The sequence below is a fragment of the Gammaproteobacteria bacterium genome, assembly GCA_036383255.1.
GTDB lineage: Bacteria > Pseudomonadota > Gammaproteobacteria > Natronospirales > REEB76 > DASUBN01.
In genome coordinates this window covers 146,069-161,924 of record DASVOS010000004.1, presented here as the reverse complement: position 1 = coordinate 161,924, position 15,856 = coordinate 146,069, and the positions used below count along the sequence as shown (strand labels likewise).

Annotated in this window: 18 protein-coding genes; 16 read left to right on the top strand and 2 right to left on the bottom strand. The window is 67.3% G+C overall.

Annotated features, from left to right (window positions below; all coding sequences use genetic code 11):
• Positions 1–98 precede the first annotated feature (98 nt).
• Positions 99–869 carry an arginine deiminase family protein gene (locus VF651_01795; protein HEX7964424.1) on the top strand — a complete coding sequence of 257 codons (771 nt, stop codon included), beginning with the start codon at positions 99–101 and terminating at the stop codon, positions 867–869.
• 54 nt (positions 870–923) lie between these two features.
• Complete coding sequence (locus VF651_01790) at positions 924–2,528, top strand: thioredoxin-like domain-containing protein (GenBank protein ID HEX7964423.1); 1,605 nt, start codon at positions 924–926, stop codon at positions 2,526–2,528.
• Here VF651_01790 and VF651_01785 read toward each other — a convergent pair.
• The gene (locus VF651_01785; GenBank protein ID HEX7964422.1) at positions 2,525–3,124 is read right to left on the bottom strand and encodes a helix-turn-helix transcriptional regulator; all 600 of its coding nucleotides are present in this window, start codon (positions 3,122–3,124) and stop codon (positions 2,525–2,527) included. The two genes, VF651_01790 and VF651_01785, sit on opposite strands and share 4 nt — an antisense overlap.
• Positions 3,125–3,276: 152 nt before the next feature.
• Between VF651_01785 and VF651_01780 the strand changes: the two genes are divergently transcribed.
• Genes VF651_01780 through VF651_01770 form a run of 3 tightly spaced genes read left to right on the top strand, consistent with a single transcriptional unit; the run spans position 3,277 to position 6,122 of the window.
• Positions 3,277–5,085 carry a GspE/PulE family protein gene (locus VF651_01780; protein ID HEX7964421.1) on the top strand — a complete coding sequence of 603 codons (1,809 nt, stop codon included), beginning with the start codon at positions 3,277–3,279 and terminating at the stop codon, positions 5,083–5,085.
• A gap of 15 nt (positions 5,086–5,100) precedes the next feature.
• Positions 5,101–5,373, top strand: coding sequence for a hypothetical protein (locus tag VF651_01775; protein HEX7964420.1), 273 nt, complete (start codon positions 5,101–5,103; stop codon positions 5,371–5,373).
• A gap of 8 nt (positions 5,374–5,381) precedes the next feature.
• Positions 5,382–6,122 (top strand): CPBP family intramembrane glutamic endopeptidase, encoded by a 741-nt coding sequence (locus VF651_01770; GenBank protein HEX7964419.1) that lies wholly within the window; start codon positions 5,382–5,384, stop codon positions 6,120–6,122.
• On the opposite strand, the gene VF651_01765 is transcribed toward VF651_01770, so the two are convergent.
• Complete coding sequence (locus tag VF651_01765; protein ID HEX7964418.1) at positions 6,119–6,673, bottom strand: Pycsar system effector family protein; 555 nt, start codon at positions 6,671–6,673, stop codon at positions 6,119–6,121. The two genes, VF651_01770 and VF651_01765, sit on opposite strands and share 4 nt — an antisense overlap.
• 58 nt (positions 6,674–6,731) lie before the next feature.
• Between VF651_01765 and rsmG the strand changes: the two genes are divergently transcribed.
• From rsmG to atpD, 11 genes are all read left to right on the top strand, one after another.
• Positions 6,732–7,376: a 16S rRNA (guanine(527)-N(7))-methyltransferase RsmG gene (rsmG, locus tag VF651_01760; protein ID HEX7964417.1), complete on the top strand. Its 645-nt coding sequence runs from the start codon at positions 6,732–6,734 to the stop codon at positions 7,374–7,376.
• Between the two features lie 60 nt (positions 7,377–7,436).
• Positions 7,437–8,222 (top strand): ParA family protein, encoded by a 786-nt coding sequence (locus VF651_01755; protein ID HEX7964416.1) that lies wholly within the window; start codon positions 7,437–7,439, stop codon positions 8,220–8,222.
• Positions 8,223–8,292: 70 nt separating this feature from the next.
• Positions 8,293–9,165 (top strand): ParB/RepB/Spo0J family partition protein, encoded by an 873-nt coding sequence (locus tag VF651_01750; GenBank protein HEX7964415.1) that lies wholly within the window; start codon positions 8,293–8,295, stop codon positions 9,163–9,165.
• 167 nt (positions 9,166–9,332) lie between these two features.
• On the top strand, positions 9,333–9,722 hold the full coding sequence (locus tag VF651_01745; protein ID HEX7964414.1) for an ATP synthase subunit I: 390 nt from the start codon (positions 9,333–9,335) through the stop codon (positions 9,720–9,722).
• Positions 9,719–10,552 (top strand): F0F1 ATP synthase subunit A, encoded by an 834-nt coding sequence (gene atpB / locus VF651_01740; protein ID HEX7964413.1) that lies wholly within the window; start codon positions 9,719–9,721, stop codon positions 10,550–10,552. The genes VF651_01745 and atpB overlap by 4 nt, the downstream gene beginning before the upstream one ends.
• A gap of 42 nt (positions 10,553–10,594) precedes the next feature.
• Positions 10,595–10,891: a F0F1 ATP synthase subunit C gene (gene atpE, locus VF651_01735; GenBank protein ID HEX7964412.1), complete on the top strand. Its 297-nt coding sequence runs from the start codon at positions 10,595–10,597 to the stop codon at positions 10,889–10,891.
• 34 nt (positions 10,892–10,925) lie between these two features.
• On the top strand, positions 10,926–11,399 hold the full coding sequence (locus tag VF651_01730) for a F0F1 ATP synthase subunit B (protein HEX7964411.1): 474 nt from the start codon (positions 10,926–10,928) through the stop codon (positions 11,397–11,399).
• A gap of 8 nt (positions 11,400–11,407) precedes the next feature.
• A complete protein-coding gene (locus VF651_01725; protein ID HEX7964410.1) occupies positions 11,408–11,953 on the top strand; it encodes a F0F1 ATP synthase subunit delta in 546 nt (181 codons plus the stop codon).
• Between the two features lie 37 nt (positions 11,954–11,990).
• On the top strand, positions 11,991–13,529 hold the full coding sequence (gene atpA, locus VF651_01720; protein ID HEX7964409.1) for a F0F1 ATP synthase subunit alpha: 1,539 nt from the start codon (positions 11,991–11,993) through the stop codon (positions 13,527–13,529).
• Positions 13,530–13,547: 18 nt separating this feature from the next.
• A complete protein-coding gene (gene atpG / locus VF651_01715) occupies positions 13,548–14,411 on the top strand; it encodes a F0F1 ATP synthase subunit gamma (GenBank protein ID HEX7964408.1) in 864 nt (287 codons plus the stop codon).
• A 41-nt stretch (positions 14,412–14,452) separates the two neighbouring features.
• Positions 14,453–15,850, top strand: a complete 1,398-nt coding sequence (atpD, locus tag VF651_01710) for a F0F1 ATP synthase subunit beta (GenBank protein HEX7964407.1) — start codon at positions 14,453–14,455, stop codon at positions 15,848–15,850.
• Positions 15,851–15,856: the final 6 nt, after the last annotated feature.

Below are 15,856 nucleotides of genomic sequence, written 5' to 3'. Positions count from 1 at the left end.
GTCTATATATATGAGCGCGCGCCGGGCGCGCCGTTTGCCTGATGCTACTAAAAAAGACATAGTTCCGACAGGAAAATTCACCGACAAGAGCCCGAATTTTGTACATCGCACTGGTACGTGACGTCAGCCCGGCCCTGGAGCGCTGCGAGCTCAGCTTCCAGGAGCGCGTGACCATCGACCTGGAACTGGCCCGGCGCCAGCACCGCGCCTACGTCGAGACCCTGTCCAGCCTCGGCTGCCGCGTGGAGACCCTGCCATCCCTGCCTGACAACGCGGACGCGGTGTTCGTGGAGGACACGGCGGTGGTGGTGGATGAGCTCGCCGTCATCACCCGTCCCGGCGCCGAGTCGCGGCGCGCCGAGGTGGATTCCACCGCTTCCGTGCTGGCGCGCCACAAGCCACTGGCCTACATCGAGGCGCCCGGCACCCTGGACGGCGGCGACGTGCTGCAGACGGGCCGCACGCTCTACGTGGGCCTCACCGCCCGCAGCAACCACGCCGGCATCGGGCAGCTGCGCGCGCACTTGAAGCCCCATGGCTACGAGGTGAAGGGCGTCGAGGTGCAGGGCTGCCTGCACCTCAAGACCGCCGCCACACGGGTGGCGGAGAAGACGCTGCTCATCAACCCCGCGTTCGTGGACAAGGCCGCGTTCCCGGGTCTCGACTTCATCGAGTGCGATCCCACCGAGCCGCCCGCCGCGAACGCGGTCAGGGTAGGGCGGGAGCTCGTCTATCCCGCCTCCTTCCCCCGCACCCGCGCCAGGCTGGAGCGGGCGGGCCTGAAGCTGCACATCGTGGACATGTCCGAGACCGAGAAGGCCGAGGGCGGCGTCACCTGCTGCAGCATCCTGTTCGGCGGCGGCCCGTAATAAGCCTGCCGCCCGGCGGGTCTTGTACTGCATGACCGGGACAGGAACCGACCCTTGCACGCACTCCTCCGCACCATGAGACATACCGCCTACCTCATCGCCCTCCTGCTGGCCGCCGGCGGCATCCTCGCTGTGCTGCGCTGGGGCGGGCCCTCGCCGCTGCCGCTGGTGGCCGCCGCCGCGGGCATGCCCGACGAGTACCTGGGAAGCCAGGCGGCTCCGGAGTTCCCTGCCGGCCTCGACTGGATCAACACCGGCGGCAAGCCGGTGAGCATCAGCCAGCTCAAGGGGAAGGTGGTACTGCTGGACTTCTGGACCTATGGCTGCATCAACTGCTTCCACATCATCCCCGACCTCAAGAAGCTCGAGGAGAAATACGGGAACAGCCTGGTCATCATCGGCGTGCATTCCGCCAAGTTCGAGACCGAGGGCAAGACCGAGCACATCGCCTCTGTGGTGCGCCGCTACGGGCTCGCGCACCCGGTGGTGAACGACCATGCCATGCAGGTCTGGGAAGCCTACGGCGCCGAGGGCTGGCCCACGCTGGTGGTGATCGATCCCGCCGGCAAGGTGGTGGGACAGACCTCGGGTGAGGGACAGTACGCGCTCCTGGACAAGGTCATCGGCACCTTGGCGAAGGAGTTCGCCGCGAAGAAGCAGCTCGACACCAAGCCGCTCTGGTTCGCAGGCCTCAGGGAGAAGATGCCGGACAGCCAGCTGCTCTATCCCGGCAAGGTGCTGGCGGACGCCAAGGGCGGGCGGCTCTTCATCGCCGACTCCAACCACGACCGGGTGGTGGTGACGACGCTGGAAGGCAAGGTGATCGCCGTGTACGGCGACGGCAAGCCGGGCCTCAAAGATGGTGCGGGCAAGGCCGCCGAGTTCGACTATCCCCAGGGTCTCGCCCTCGCGGACCCGGACACGCTCTACGTGGCGGACACGGACAACAGCGCGCTGCGCCGCATCGACCTCAAGACCGGCGCGGTGAGCACCGTGGCGGGGAACGGCAAGCAGAGCTACATGACCGATGGCGACCAGCCGGCGGCCAAGGCCGAGCTCAACACGCCCTGGGACCTGTTGGCGCACGATGGCCTGGTGTACATCGCCATGGCGGGCCAGCACCAGCTCTGGACCTACGATCCCAAGCAGCAGCGCATCCGCCACTTCGCCGGCTCCGGCCGCGAAGGCATCGACGACGGCGAGCTCACCCAGGCGAGCTTCGCCCAGCCGAGCGGCCTCGCCACCGACGGCGCGAAGCTCTACGTGGCTGACCCCGAGGCGAGCGCGGTGCGCGCGGCCGACTTCGACGGCCGCTTCGCCCGGGTGAAGACCCTGGTGGGCCGCGGCCTCTTCACCTTCGGCGACGAAGACGGTACCGGCGACGCGGTGCGCCTGCAGCATGACCTCGGCGTCGCCTGGCATGCCGACCGCATCTACGTGGCCGACACCTACAACAGCAAGATCAAGGTGCTCGATCCCGCCAACCGCTCCGTGGTCACGCTGGTGGGAGGAGGCGTGCTGGATGAGCCGGGCGGCCTGAGCTTCGCCGGCGACACGCTCTACGTGGCCGACACCAACCACGGCCGCATCGTCACCGTGGACATCAAGACCGGGAAAACGGCACCGCTGGCACTCAGCGATCCTGACAAGAAGCTCTAGCGCGAACGCGGCGCTTCGTAGATCACGCTGAAGTGATGGGGTTGGCCCGCCGCGGCCGGGTCCAGCTGGATGAAAGAGAAGCTCCCGCCGAACTTGGCCTTGATGCCGCCCATGTAGGCATCGAGCGTGGCGTAGTCTGGCGTCGTGCCGCTCACGCCGATGTGCTCCTGCGCGCCGCCGCTGCTGGCCACGTTGATGACCTCGATCCCCTGGGGCGCCAGTTCCCGCACGTCCAGCACCAGGTTCTCACCGGCGTGGGCGCCGCGGATCACCTGACCGAAGCTCAAGGGATAGACGGCGGTGGCACGGCCCAGCAGGAATGCGAGGCCGAGCGCGAGCACTGCGGCCGCCGCCATGGCGGCGCGCTGCCAGAAGCGGGTGCGTTCTTCTGTCTCGTCGCCGTTGGCGAGGGTCTCCGGCTTCACTTCCAGCGCCTGGGCCAGTCGCCCCAGCACGTCCTCTGAGGGTTTGGAGCGGCCGTTCTCCAGCTTGGAGAGGTAGGATTGTTCGATGCCGGCCTTCTCGGCCAGGGTCGGTTGCGTCAGGCCGCGGGCCAGGCGCAGGGTGCGCAGGTTCTCGTGGAAGGGCATGGGCATGACCTCGGTGTGCTCGGATGCCAGGGAGTCTGGTGCAGGGGGGCGGGAATAGGAAGGCTGCGAGCCATGAATCTCGGGTGAATAACGCGGAATAAACAGGCTTTTCCAGGAATGGCGCGGCGGAGCCGGAGTCGCTGCTAGACTGTCCCGATATGTCCAGTGCCCGCGAAACCCGCATCACGCCCCACAAGCTCACGCTCTCCGAAGTGCTGGGCTGGATGGTCGCGGACGGCATGGTGAGCGCCGACAAGGCCGAGCTCCTGCGGGGCCTCGACCAGCGCGGCGCCTACAAGGACAAGCATCCGCTGCTGATCCTGGGCAAGCGCGGCTGGAACGACGAGCGCCCGCCGAACCTGCCGCTCACCGTGGACTCCCTCACCGCCTGGCTGGCGGGCCGCGTCGGCCTGCCCCACGCGCGCATCGACCCCTTGAAGCTGGACGTCCAGCGCATCACCGGCGTGGTATCGCTGCCCTACGCCTCGCGCTTCAACGTGCTGCCGGTGGAGGTCACCAGGCAGGAGATCGTGTTCGCCACCGCCGAGCCCTATGAGGACGAGTGGGAGCGGGAGGTCGCCGCGGTCCAGAAGAAGCGCATCAGGCGCGTCATCTCGAACCCCGAGGACATCGCGCGCTACCTCGTCGAGTTCTACGGCATTTCGCGCTCGGTGACCGGAGCCGAGAAACAGAACGAGGGCCTGCCGGCGGGCGGCGGCATCCAGAACCTGGAGCAGCTGGTCGAGCTCGGCCGCAGCGGCAAGCTCGACGTCAACGACAGCCACATCATCAGCATCGTGGACTGGCTGCTGCAGTACGCCTTCGACCAGCGCGCCAGCGACATCCACGTGGAGCCGCGCCGCGAGCAGGGCGTGATCCGCTTCCGCATCGACGGCGTCATGCAGCAGGTCTACCAGCTGCCGGCGGCGGTGCTCACGCCGGTGACCAGCCGCATCAAGATCCTGGCACGCATGGACATCGCCGAGAAGCGCCGGCCCCAGGACGGGCGCATCAAGACCCGCACCCCGGCCGGCCAGGAGGTGGAGTTGCGCCTCTCCACCATGCCCACCGCGTTCGGCGAGAAGCTGGTGATGCGCATCTTCGACCCGACCGTGCTGCTCAAGGACTTCCGCGCGCTCGGCTTCACCGAGACCGATGAGAAGCTGTGGAACTCGCTGATCGAGAACCCCCACGGCATCGTGCTGGTGACCGGGCCCACCGGGTCCGGCAAGACCACGACCCTCTACTCCACGCTCAAGCAGGTGGCGAAGCCCGAGGTGAACGTGTGCACGGTGGAGGATCCCATCGAGCTCGTGGAACCCGCCTTCAACCAGATGCAGGTGAACGCGGGCATCGATCTCAGCTTCGCCGCCGGCGTGCGCACGCTGCTGCGCCAGGACCCGGACATCATCATGATCGGCGAGATCCGGGACGCCGAGACCGCCGAGATGGCGGTGCAGGCCGCACTCACCGGCCACCTGGTGTTCTCCACGCTGCACACCAACGACGCGCCGTCCTCCGTGAGCCGCCTGCTGGACCTCGGGGTGCAGCCGTTCCTGATCCAGTCCACGCTGCTCGGCATCATCGCCCAGCGCCTGGTGCGCACGCTCTGCCCGCACTGCCGGCGCGAGAGCACCATAGAGGACTCCGACTGGGAAGCGCTGGTCAGCCCCTGGAAGGTGCAGAAGCCGCGCAAGGTCTACGAGGCGGTGGGCTGCCTGGAGTGCCGCAACACCGGCTACAAGGGCCGCGTCGGCCTGTACGAGATGCTGAAGTTCACGCCCAAGCTCAAGCCGCTCGTCACCGAGCGCCTGGACATGGACGGCCTGCGGGACGCGGCTATCCGCGAGGGCATGAAGCCGCTGCGCCTGCGCGGCGCGCAGAAGGTGGCGGAGGGCGTCACCACCGTGGAGGAGGTGATGCGCGTGGCGCCGCCGGCCTCCGTGCAGCAAGACCGGTCAACCTAAAGGCGGGGAAACACAATGAAGCGCATCGGGGTGGGGATCGTGTGGTTCGTCGCGTTCTGGCTGGGGCTGACGCTGCTCATGTCCATCGTGGTCGGCGTGTGGGCCTCGCGCAGCGTGCCGCCGGGCGCCAACATGCAGCAGGGCATGGACGCCGCCACCGCGTTCGTGGCGGACCACGCCTCGCTGCTGACCACGCTGCGCCTGTCCATCCTGCTGCTTGCCCTCTTGGGAGCGGTCATCGGCACGCTCAAGGGTGTGCTGCCGGGCACCAAGAAGCCGCCGGCCTGAGCCCGAAGATGGCGGGCAAGGCGAGGGAGTTCGGGCCCTGGCAGGGCCTGTGGCTGATGCTGGGTTATGTGCTGGCCCAGTTGCTCGGCAACGCGTTGCCTTACGTGGCGTGGGGCGTGGGTGTCGGGCTGGATGCGGAACTGCACGGCCCGCCCGCCGTGCGGCCGCACCCCGGCGACGGCGTGCTGGCCTGGGCCGCGCTGCTCGGTTTCATCATCTCGGCGCTCTGGCTGGTCTTCTATATACGCCGCCGTGCCCGGCCGCTGCTGCGCCAGGGCGACGCACGGGGCATCGCCTGGTGCGCGCCGCGCCGCCGCCACGCCTATGCGGTAGCCGCCGCCGCCGCGCTCGCGGCCATGCTGTTCGCCTCGCTGATGGTGGCGGTGCTGCCACCGGATCCGGACAAGCTCACCGGCCCCCTGTCACGCCTCCTGGGCGCGCCCGGCTGGCCGCGCTTCACGGTGCTGGTGCTGGCGGTGGGCGGCGCGCCGCTGGTGGAGGAGCTCCTGTTCCGCGGCGCGCTGTTCGCCGCGGTGGCGCGGCGCTGGGGCGTGTCGCCGGCCGGCATCGTCACCACCGCGGTGTTCATGCTGCTGCACGTGTTCGACAAGATCGACTGGTGGCCCGGCTTCGTGGTGGTGGGGATGCTGGGGGCGCTGCTGGTGCTGCTGCGGGTGCGCTATCGCTCGCTCTGGCCAGGCGTGTTCGCCCACTTCCTCTACAACTCGTCCCTATTCTTCATCCTCTAGGCGTAGCGCAACGCCGCGGAGCCTGCGGCGAGCAGGAAGCCGATCAGGAAGCAGAGATAGGACCAGCGCAGGAAACGGTACTTGTACGCATCCAGGTACTGGCCGATGCCGTAGATGTCCTCGCACATGGCCTCGTAGATCGTCCGGTCGTCCTTCAACAGCCGCGACATCTCCCGCAGGTAGCGCTCCTGGGAGAGCTGGGCGAAGTGGCCGAAGAACAGCAGGTTGAAGGTGGAGGGCCGGGGCGCGCCCTCCACCCACGGGATGTTCCGGTGCTTGGGCAGCACCGCGACGATGGCGAACAGGAGCGCCAGGGTCACGAACGGCAGGAGCAACAGCGCCGTAGTGCGGTAGACCGGGTCCTCGAAGTGGCTGAGCGCCAGGGTCAGCACGATGGAGGAAGCCGTGATGATGATGTTGGCCTTCACGTCCGCCATGGCGGAAAGCTGCACATGGTGGTTGCCGATCACGCCCAGGAAATCGTCGGCGGTGCTGCGCCCCTCGATGCCCTCGAAGGCTTCCGCGACGGCCGGATGCACTCTCTTCTTCATTCCCCGCTCCAGTGCCGCCGGATCATGGCGGCGGGTCGCATGGTAGTGTGGGTCATGCATGCGAGGCAATTCCATGGCGGGTGACTGGCGTCGGGGCCTGGCGCCGGGGCTGAAAGCCCTGGGCGTGACGTTGCCGGAAGGCGGCGAGGCGCGGCTCCTGCGCTACGTCGAGCTGCTGGTGCAATGGAACCAGGCCTACAACCTCACGGCGGTGCGCGACCCGGCCGAGATGCTGGTGAAGCACGTGCTGGACAGCCTCGCCATCCTGCCCTTCCTCGGCGCCGGTCCCGCGGCGGACGTGGGCACCGGCGCGGGGCTTCCTGGCATCCCGCTGGCGGTGGCGCGGCCGGACATCCACTTCACCCTCATCGACAGCAACGGCAAGAAGACCCGCTTCGTGACCCACGCGACGGCGGAACTCAAGCTCGCGAACGTCGAGGTGGTGCAGGCGCGGGCCGAGGCGCACCGGCCGGCCACGCCCTATGCCCAGGTCATGAGCCGAGCCTTCGCGTCGCTGAAGGACTTCGCCGCCCTCGCGGGCGGCATGGCGGCGCCCGGCGGGCGGCTCCTGGCCATGAAGGGCGCGCGGCCGGACCCGGAACTCCAGGACCTGCCGCCCGGGTTCCGGCTGCTGGCGGTGCACCCCCTCAAGGTGCCGGGCTTGGATGCCGAGCGCTGCCTGGTGGTGCTGCAAAAAACCTAGGATTACCCCGAGGTATCCTGTACGGTATTCCACCTCCCGGTCTTCATATACCAGTCTTCCATGAGCAAGATCCTCGCAGTCACGAACCAGAAGGGTGGCGTCGGCAAGACGACGACGGCCATCAACCTGGCTGCGTCCCTGGCCGCCACCAAGCGCCGCGTGCTCCTGGTGGATCTCGACCCCCAGGGCAACGCCACCATGGGCAGCGGCGTCAACAAGCATGAGATCGAGGCCGGCGCCTACGAGGTGCTGATGGGCGAGGTGCCCGCGGCCCAGGCCGTGGTGAAGGTGCCGGCGGCGGGCTACGACCTGCTGCCCGGCAACGGCGACCTCACCGCCGCCGAGGTGAACCTGCTCACCGCCGAGAAGCGCGAGGGCAAGCTGCGCGACGCGCTCATGCCGCTGCGCGCCGACTACGACTACATCCTCATCGACTGCCCGCCGTCCCTGAACATGCTGACGCTCAACGCGCTCACCGCCGCGGACGGGGTGTTCATCCCCATGCAGTGCGAATACTACGCGCTCGAAGGGTTGTCGGCGCTGGTGGCCACGGTGGAGCGGCTCAAGCAGACCGTGAACCCGCGCCTGGAGATCGAGGGCCTGCTGCGCACCATGTTCGACCCGCGCAACAACCTCGCCAACGAGGTCTCGGCCCAGCTCATCATGCACTTCGGCGACAAGGTGTACCGCACCCTGATCCCGCGCAACGTGCGCCTCGCCGAGGCGCCGAGCTTCGGCCTGCCGGCCCTGAAACACGACTCCACCTCCCGCGGCGCGCTGGCCTACCTCGCGCTCGCCGGCGAGATGCTGCGGCGCGGCGAGAAACAAGCCCCGGGCGTCCAATAGTTGCGTCAAATGCGTGCGCCCCGGGCGCTTGCTGCTAAAATGCCCACCCTCTTCGGGAGCCCCTGCCATCGTGTCAGCCAAGCGTAAAGGCCTCGGCCGCGGACTCGACGCCCTCCTGGGCGGCGAGGCGCTCGCGCCCGCGAACGTGGCTGAAGCCGGCGCCGGCGGCGAGCTGCGCCAGCTCCCCCTCGACCGCATGCAGCGCGGCAAGTACCAGCCGCGCCGCGACATGAAGGAGGAGGCGCTCAAGGAGCTGGCCGACTCCATCAGCAAGCAGGGCATCGTCCAGCCCATCGTGGTGCGCCCGATAGACGGCAAGCGCTACGAGATCATCGCCGGCGAGCGCCGCTGGCGCGCCGCCCAGATGGCGGGCCTGGAGACGGTGCCCGCGGTGGTGCGGGAGGTCTCGGACAAGGCCGCCATGGCCATGGCGCTCATCGAGAACATCCAGCGCGCCGACCTCAACCCCCTGGAAGAGGCCGAGGCCATGCAGCGCCTCATCAACGAGTTCAGCATCACCCACCAGGAAGCCGCCGAGGCGGTGGGCCGCTCCCGCGTCATGGTCAGCAACCTCCTGCGCCTGCTCGAGCTCAGCCGCGAGGTCCAGGACCTGGTGCGCCAGGGCGCCCTGGAGATGGGCCATGCCCGCGCGCTCCTCGCCCTGAAGGGCGCGAGCCAGACCGCCGCCGCCCGCCAGGTGGTGGACCGGGGCCTCACGGTGCGCGACACCGAGCGCCTGGTGCGCAACAAGCTCAAGGAGGCCGGCGAGACCCGCGCCCCCCAGGGCAAGAAGACCGACCCGGACGTGAGCCGCCTGGAACGGACCCTGAGCGAGAAGCTGGGCGCCAAGGTGGTGGTGGAAGGCAAGGGCAAGGGCGGCAAGCTCGTGATCCACTACTCGAGCCTGGACGAACTGGACGGCATCCTGGCTCATATCAAGTAAGCGCCGTAATGCTTGCAGGCCCTTGTTTTAGGGCCGAAATCCCCCACATTTTTATTGAAGACGCCAGCGTGGCCAGCTAGAATAGCGGGCTCACTGGAGCCCTTGGGCCACCCGCTGCCGCATACGGTGACGACGTGGCTTTTTTGTTGCCCAGGAGTTGGGGAGCGATGGCCGGCTATCTGGAAGAGATGCGCCGAGGGGTGCTTAGGGCCGTCGCGCTCCAGGTATCGGCGGCCCTGGTGACCGCGGCCCTCGCCCTGGCGGTGGGCGGCCTGGCGGCCGGTGGTGCAGCCCTGATGGGCGGCCTGATTGGTACCGGTGCCAGCGCGGTGTTGGCTCTGTGGGTCTTCGCCGGGAAAATCGAGCGTGACCCGCAGCGCTTCCTGCTGCGGATGATGTTGGGTGAGATGTCGAAGTTCATGGTGGCGGTGATGTTGTTCATCATCGCCTTCGCTAAGTTCAAGGTGGCCGTCGGGCCGCTGATGGTGGGATACCTGGCCGTCCTCGTGGCGTACTGGGTAGGACTGTTCAAGAGCAACATCGGGCAGGCGAGATGAGCAGCGAAGCACAAGACGTTACTCTCGACCAGTACATCCATCACCATCTAACCTATTGGACGGTGGGCGAGGGATTCTGGGCGATCAACGTGGACACCCTGCTATTCTCTTTCGGCCTCGGTGCTCTGTTCCTCATCACCTTCATTCTCACTGCGCGCCGCGCCACCACCGGCGTGCCCGGCAAGTGGCAGGCTTTCGTCGAAATCGTGGTCGAGAAGCTGCACGACCAGGTGAAATCGGTATTCAGCTACGACAACCCGATGATCGCTCCCATGGCCATCACCATCTTCGTGTGGGTATGGCTCATGAACTTCATGGACATGCTGCCGGTGGATGCGCTGCCCTGGGTGGCGCAGCACATCGGCGCCGCGGCGGGCAAGGACCCGGAGCAGGTCTACCTCAAGATCGTGCCCACTAACGACCTGAACCTGACCTTCGGCATGTCGCTGACCATATTCCTGATGACCATGTATTACAGCGTGGCCAAGGGTCCGTTCCGCTACGTCAAGTTCTTGTTCAGCCACCCGTTCGAGGCTCACGGCTGGGTCGGCCGGATGCTGGTGGCGTTACCCAACCTGCTGATGAACATCGTCGAAACCTTCGCCAAGCCGCTGTCGCTGTCGCTGCGACTCTTCGGCAACCTGTTCGCCGGCGAGATCCTCTACGTGCTCATCGCGGTGCTGCCATGGTGGATCAACTGGCTGCCGGGCTTCGGCTGGACCGTGTTCCACCTCATCGTGATCACTGTGCAGGCCTTCGTCTTCATGATGCTGTCGGTGGTATATCTCAACATGGCGCACCAGATACACGACTCGAATTCCCACCATTGACCCTGTTCTAGCAATCCATCTTTTTTAGTTAAGGAGAGTTTCATGGACATCATCAATCAGATCGCCAGCATCGAGGGCCTGACCGCACTGGGCGTGTGCCTGGTGTTCGGCATGGGTGCCTTCGGCACCGCCATCGGCTTCGGCATCCTGGGCGGCAAGTTCCTGGAAGGCTGCGCACGCCAGCCGGAGCTCGGCGGCATGCTGGCCGGCCGTATGTTCCTGATGGCGGCCTTCGTGGACGCCGTGGCCATGATCGGCATCGGTCTGTCCATGTACTTCGTGTTCGCCAACCCCTTCGTCGGCGCGCTCAAGGCCGCCGCCGCTGCGGCGGGTCACTGAGTCCAGGCCTGACCGCCCATAGAGGGTAACGATCGTGAATATAAACCTGTCATTGCTCGGCGAGATGATCAGCTTTGGCTTGTTCATCTTCCTGATGATGAAGGCCGGTTGGCCCAAGCTGATGGCGGCCATCGACGAGCGCCAGAAGCACATCGCCGACGGCATCGCCGCTGGTGATCGCGGCCGCCAGGAGCTGGCCCAGGCTCACGGCCAGGCCGGCGACATCCTGAAGGACGCGCGCGGCAAGGCGGCGGACGCGGTGAACACCGCGAGCCAGCAGGCCTCGCAGATCCTGGAGGGCGCCCGCAAGGAGTCCCAGGCCGAGCGCCAGCGCCAGGTGGAGGCCGCCAAGGCCGAGATTCAGCAGGAGCTGAACCGGGCCAAGGACGCGCTGCGCGCCGAGGTGGCCAAGGTCGCCCTGGCCGCCGCCGAGCGCATCATCGAGCGCGAGATCGACGCCAAGGCCCACAAGGCCCTGCTCGACGAGCTCGCCGGCCAGATCCACTGAGGTAGCCCATGGCCGAGAAGAGCACACTCGCCCGTCCCTACGCCCGCGCCGTGTTCGAGCTGGCGCGCGACAAGGGCGCGTTCGACCGCTGGAGCAAGACACTCTCCGTGCTCTCGGCGCTGAGCGAGGACCCGAGCGTGCAGGCCATGCTCGCCAGTCCCAAGGCCGCCCCCGCGGTGCGTGCCGAGGTGCTGGCGGAGCTCGCCGGCAAGGCCGGCGAGAAGCTGGACCCGCAGGCCCGCAACTTCGTGGCCCTGCTGTCCGAGAACCGCCGCCTCACCCTCCTGCCGGAGATCGCCGCCGACTACGAGCGCCTGCGCGCCGAGGCGGAGAACACCCTGGAGGTGGAGATCGCGGCGGCCATGCCGGTGGACGCGGCGGAGCAGAAGCTCATCGCTGACGCGCTGCACAAGAAGCTCGGCCGCAAGATCACGCTCAAGTACGTGCAGGACAAGACGCTCATCGGCGGCGCGGTGATCCGCGCCGGCGACCTGGTCATCGACGGGTCGGTGCGCGAGAAGCTGGGGCGCCTGACGGCGGCCCTGATCCACTAATTCGACGGAAAAATCTTCAGGAATCCGAGGTCCGACCATGCAACTCAATCCTTCCGAGATCAGCCAGCTCATCAAGCAGCGCATCGAGAAGTTCGATGGCGAGGCCGAGGCCCGCAACGTGGGCACCGTGGTGAGCGTGACCGACGGCATCGTGCGCGTGCACGGCCTGCAGGGCGCCCAGTACGGCGAGATGCTGGAGTTCCCCAAGAACACCTTCGGCATGGCGCTGAACCTCGAGCGCGATTCGGTCGGCGCCGTGGTGCTGGGCGACTACAAGCACATCCGCGAAGGCGACCCGGTGAAGACCACCGGCCGCATCCTGGAAGTGCCGGTGGGCAGGGAGCTGCTCGGCCGCGTGGTGAACTCGCTGGGCGAGCCCATCGACGGCAAGGGCCCCATCAACGCCAAGCTCAGCTCGCCCATCGAGAAGGTGGCGCCGGGCGTGATCGAGCGCAAGTCCGTGTCCCAGCCGGTGCAGACCGGCCTCAAGGCCATCGACGCGATGGTGCCGGTCGGTCGCGGCCAGCGCGAGCTGATCATCGGCGACCGCCAGACCGGCAAGACCGCCGTGGCGGTGGACGCGATCATCAACCAGAAGGGCAAGGACCTGTTCTGCGTGTACGTGGCGATCGGCCAGAAGGCCTCCTCCATCGCCAACGTGGTGCGCAAGCTGGAAGAGTCCGGCGCCATGGCCTACACCATCGTGGTGGCGGCCTCGGCCTCCGAGTCCGCGGCCATGCAGTACATCGCGCCGTACTCCGGCTGTGCCATGGGCGAGTACTTCCGCGACCGCGGCATGGATGCGCTCATCATCTATGACGACCTCACCAAGCAGGCCTGGGCCTACCGCCAGGTGTCGCTGCTGCTGCGCCGCCCGCCGGGCCGCGAAGCCTACCCGGGCGACGTGTTCTATCTCCACTCCCGCCTCCTCGAGCGCGCGGCGCGCGTGAACGCCGAGTACGTGGAGAAGTTCACCAAGGGCGAGGTCAAGGGCAAGACCGGCTCGCTCACCGCGCTGCCGATCATCGAGACCCAGGCCGGCGACGTGTCCGCCTTCGTGCCGACCAACGTGATCTCCATCACCGACGGCCAGATCTTCCTGGAGACCGACCTCTTCAACTCCGGCATCCGCCCGGCCATCAACGCCGGCATCTCGGTGTCCCGAGTCGGCGGCGCGGCCCAGACCAAGATCATCAAGAAGCTCGGCGGCGGCGTGCGCCTGGCGCTGGCCCAGTTCCGCGAGCTGGCGGCCTTCGCCCAGTTCGCCTCGGACCTGGACGAGGCCACCCGCAAGCAGCTCGACCGCGGCCGTCGCGTCGTGGAGCTGATGAAGCAGAAGCAGTACTCGCCGCTCAGCACCGCCGACATGGCGCTGTCCCTGTACGCCGCCAACGAGGGCTACCTGGACGACGTGGAAGCGAACAAGGTGGTGGCCTTCGAGGCCGCCATGCACAGCTACTTCGCCTCCAAGTTCGGCGCGTTGCGCGACAAGATCAACTCGACCGGCGACTACGACAAGGAGATCGAGGCCGGCCTGAAGAAGGCGGTCGAGGACTTCAAGAAGACCCAGGCCTAACCGGAAGCGGACAGCACGATGGCTAGCCCAAAAGAGATCCGGACGCAGATCAAGAGCATCCGGAGCACGCAGAAGATCACCAAGGCCATGGAGATGGTCGCGGCGAGCAAGATGCGCAAGGTGCAGCAGCGCATGGCGGCCTCGCGCCCCTATGCCAAGCGCATGCGCCAGGTGATCGGCCACCTCTCCAAGGCCAACCCGGAGTACCGCCATCCCTTCATGGTGGAGCGCCCGGTGAAGCGCGTCGGCATGATCGTGATCTCCACCGACCGCGGGATGTGCGGCGGCCTCAACGTGAACCTGTTCAAGGCGGCCGTGGCCGCGGTGCGTGGCTGGCGCGAACAAGGCGTGGAGGTGGAGTTCTGCGTGGTCGGCGCCAAGGCGGTGGGCTTCTTCCGCCGCTTCGGCGGCAAGGTGCTGGCCCAGGCCAGCCACCTCGGCGACACGCCGCACGTGAACGACCTCATCGGCACCGTGAAGGTGATGCTGGACGCGTACCGGGACGGCCAGATCGACAGGCTGTTCGTGGTGAACAACGTGTTCGTGAACACCATGAGCCAGAAGCCCACCGTAAGCCAGCTCCTGCCCACCGCCCCGGTCGGCGACGAGGAACTGGCCGAACACTGGGACTACCTGTACGAGCCGGACGCGCGCGAGCTCCTGGACGGCGTGCTGTCCCGCTACGTGGAGTCGCAGGTGTACCAGGGCGCGGTCGAGAACGCCGCCTGCGAGCAGGCGGCACGCATGGTGGCCATGAAGTCGGCCACGGACAATGCCGGCGAGATCATCAACGACCTGCAGCTCGTCTACAACAAGGCGCGGCAGGCCGGCATCACCAAGGAACTGTCGGAGATCGTCGGCGGCGCCGCCGCGATCGGCTAAGCATCAAGAACACCTGAAGAATCGGTATCGAGGATCAAAACATGAGCTCTGGAAAGATCGTTCAAGTCATCGGTGCGGTGGTCGACGTGGAGTTCCCCCGCGACGCCATCCCGGCCATCTATGACGCGCTCACCCTCCCCGAGAGCGGCCTCACCCTCGAGGTGCAGCAGCAGCTCGGCGACGGCGTGGTGCGCTGCATCGCCATGGGCGCCTCCGAGGGCCTGAAGCGCGGCCTCGAGGCCAAGAACACCGGCGCGCCGATCTCGGTGCCGGTGGGCCAGGCCACCCTGGGCCGCATCATGGACGTGCTCGGCAAGCCCGTGGACGAGCGCGGCCCGGTGAAGGGCGAGGCTTCCTGGGCCATCCACCGCAAGGCCCCGACCTATGAAGAGCAGTCCGGTTCCACGGAGCTGCTGGAGACGGGCATCAAGGTGATCGACCTGCTGTGCCCCTTCGCCAAGGGCGGCAAGGTCGGCCTGTTCGGCGGCGCCGGCGTGGGCAAGACCGTGAACATGATGGAGCTCATCAACAACATCGCTACCGAGCACTCGGGCCTCTCCGTGTTCGCGGGCGTGGGCGAGCGCACCCGCGAAGGCAACGACTTCTACCACGAGATGGCCGAGTCCGGCGTCGTGGACCTCAAGGACCTCTCGAAGTCCAAGGTGGCGATGGTGTACGGCCAGATGAACGAGCCGCCGGGCAACCGCCTGCGCGTGGCGCTCACCGGCCTCACCATGGCCGAGTACTTCCGCGACGAAGGCCGCGACGTGCTGCTGTTCATCGACAACATCTACCGCTACACCCTGGCCGGCACCGAGGTGTCCGCGCTGTTGGGCCGCATGCCCTCCGCGGTGGGCTACCAGCCGACGCTGGCCGAGGAGATGGGCGTGCTGCAGGAGCGCATCACCTCCACCAAGAAGGGCTCCATCACCTCCATCCAGGCGGTATACGTGCCCGCGGACGACCTGACCGACCCGTCGCCCGCCACCACCTTCGCCCACCTGGACGCGACCGTGGTGCTCTCGCGCGACATCGCCGCGCTCGGCATCTACCCGGCCGTGGACCCGCTCGACTCCACCTCGCGCCAGGTGGACCCGAACGTGATCGGCCAGGAGCACTACGACGTGGCCCGCAGCGTGCAGGCCGTGTTGCAGCGCTACAAGGAGCTCAAGGACATCATCGCGATCCTGGGCATGGACGAGCTGTCCGAAGAGGACAAGCAGGCCGTGCAGCGCGCGCGCAAGATCCAGCGCTTCCTGTCCCAGCCGTTCACGGTGGCGGAAGTGTTCACCGGCAGCCCGGGCAAGTACGTGTCGCTCAAGGACACCATCCGCGCGTTCAAGGGCATCGTGGCCGGCGAGTATGACCACCTGCCGGAGCAGGCGTTCTACATGGTCGGCACCATCGAGGAAGCCGTCGAGAAGGCCAAGACGCTGTAAGGCGGT

What these genes read in the sequence shown, in the direction of transcription:
- VF651_01785 (HEX7964422.1), bottom strand. Translation starts at nt 3,124, where the DNA reads ATGCCCATGCCCTTCCACGAGAACCTGCGCACCCTGCGCCTGGCCCGC.
- VF651_01780 (HEX7964421.1), top strand. Translation starts at nt 3,277, where the DNA reads ATGTCCAGTGCCCGCGAAACCCGCATCACGCCCCACAAGCTCACGCTC.
- VF651_01775 (HEX7964420.1), top strand. Translation starts at nt 5,101, where the DNA reads ATGAAGCGCATCGGGGTGGGGATCGTGTGGTTCGTCGCGTTCTGGCTG.
- VF651_01770 (HEX7964419.1), top strand. Translation starts at nt 5,382, where the DNA reads ATGGCGGGCAAGGCGAGGGAGTTCGGGCCCTGGCAGGGCCTGTGGCTG.
- VF651_01765 (HEX7964418.1), bottom strand. Translation starts at nt 6,673, where the DNA reads ATGAAGAAGAGAGTGCATCCGGCCGTCGCGGAAGCCTTCGAGGGCATC.
- rsmG (HEX7964417.1), top strand. Translation starts at nt 6,732, where the DNA reads ATGCGAGGCAATTCCATGGCGGGTGACTGGCGTCGGGGCCTGGCGCCG.
- VF651_01755 (HEX7964416.1), top strand. Translation starts at nt 7,437, where the DNA reads ATGAGCAAGATCCTCGCAGTCACGAACCAGAAGGGTGGCGTCGGCAAG.
- VF651_01745 (HEX7964414.1), top strand. Translation starts at nt 9,333, where the DNA reads ATGGCCGGCTATCTGGAAGAGATGCGCCGAGGGGTGCTTAGGGCCGTC.
- atpB (HEX7964413.1), top strand. Translation starts at nt 9,719, where the DNA reads ATGAGCAGCGAAGCACAAGACGTTACTCTCGACCAGTACATCCATCAC.
- atpE (HEX7964412.1), top strand. Translation starts at nt 10,595, where the DNA reads ATGGACATCATCAATCAGATCGCCAGCATCGAGGGCCTGACCGCACTG.
- VF651_01725 (HEX7964410.1), top strand. Translation starts at nt 11,408, where the DNA reads ATGGCCGAGAAGAGCACACTCGCCCGTCCCTACGCCCGCGCCGTGTTC.
- atpA (HEX7964409.1), top strand. Translation starts at nt 11,991, where the DNA reads ATGCAACTCAATCCTTCCGAGATCAGCCAGCTCATCAAGCAGCGCATC.
- atpG (HEX7964408.1), top strand. Translation starts at nt 13,548, where the DNA reads ATGGCTAGCCCAAAAGAGATCCGGACGCAGATCAAGAGCATCCGGAGC.
- atpD (HEX7964407.1), top strand. Translation starts at nt 14,453, where the DNA reads ATGAGCTCTGGAAAGATCGTTCAAGTCATCGGTGCGGTGGTCGACGTG.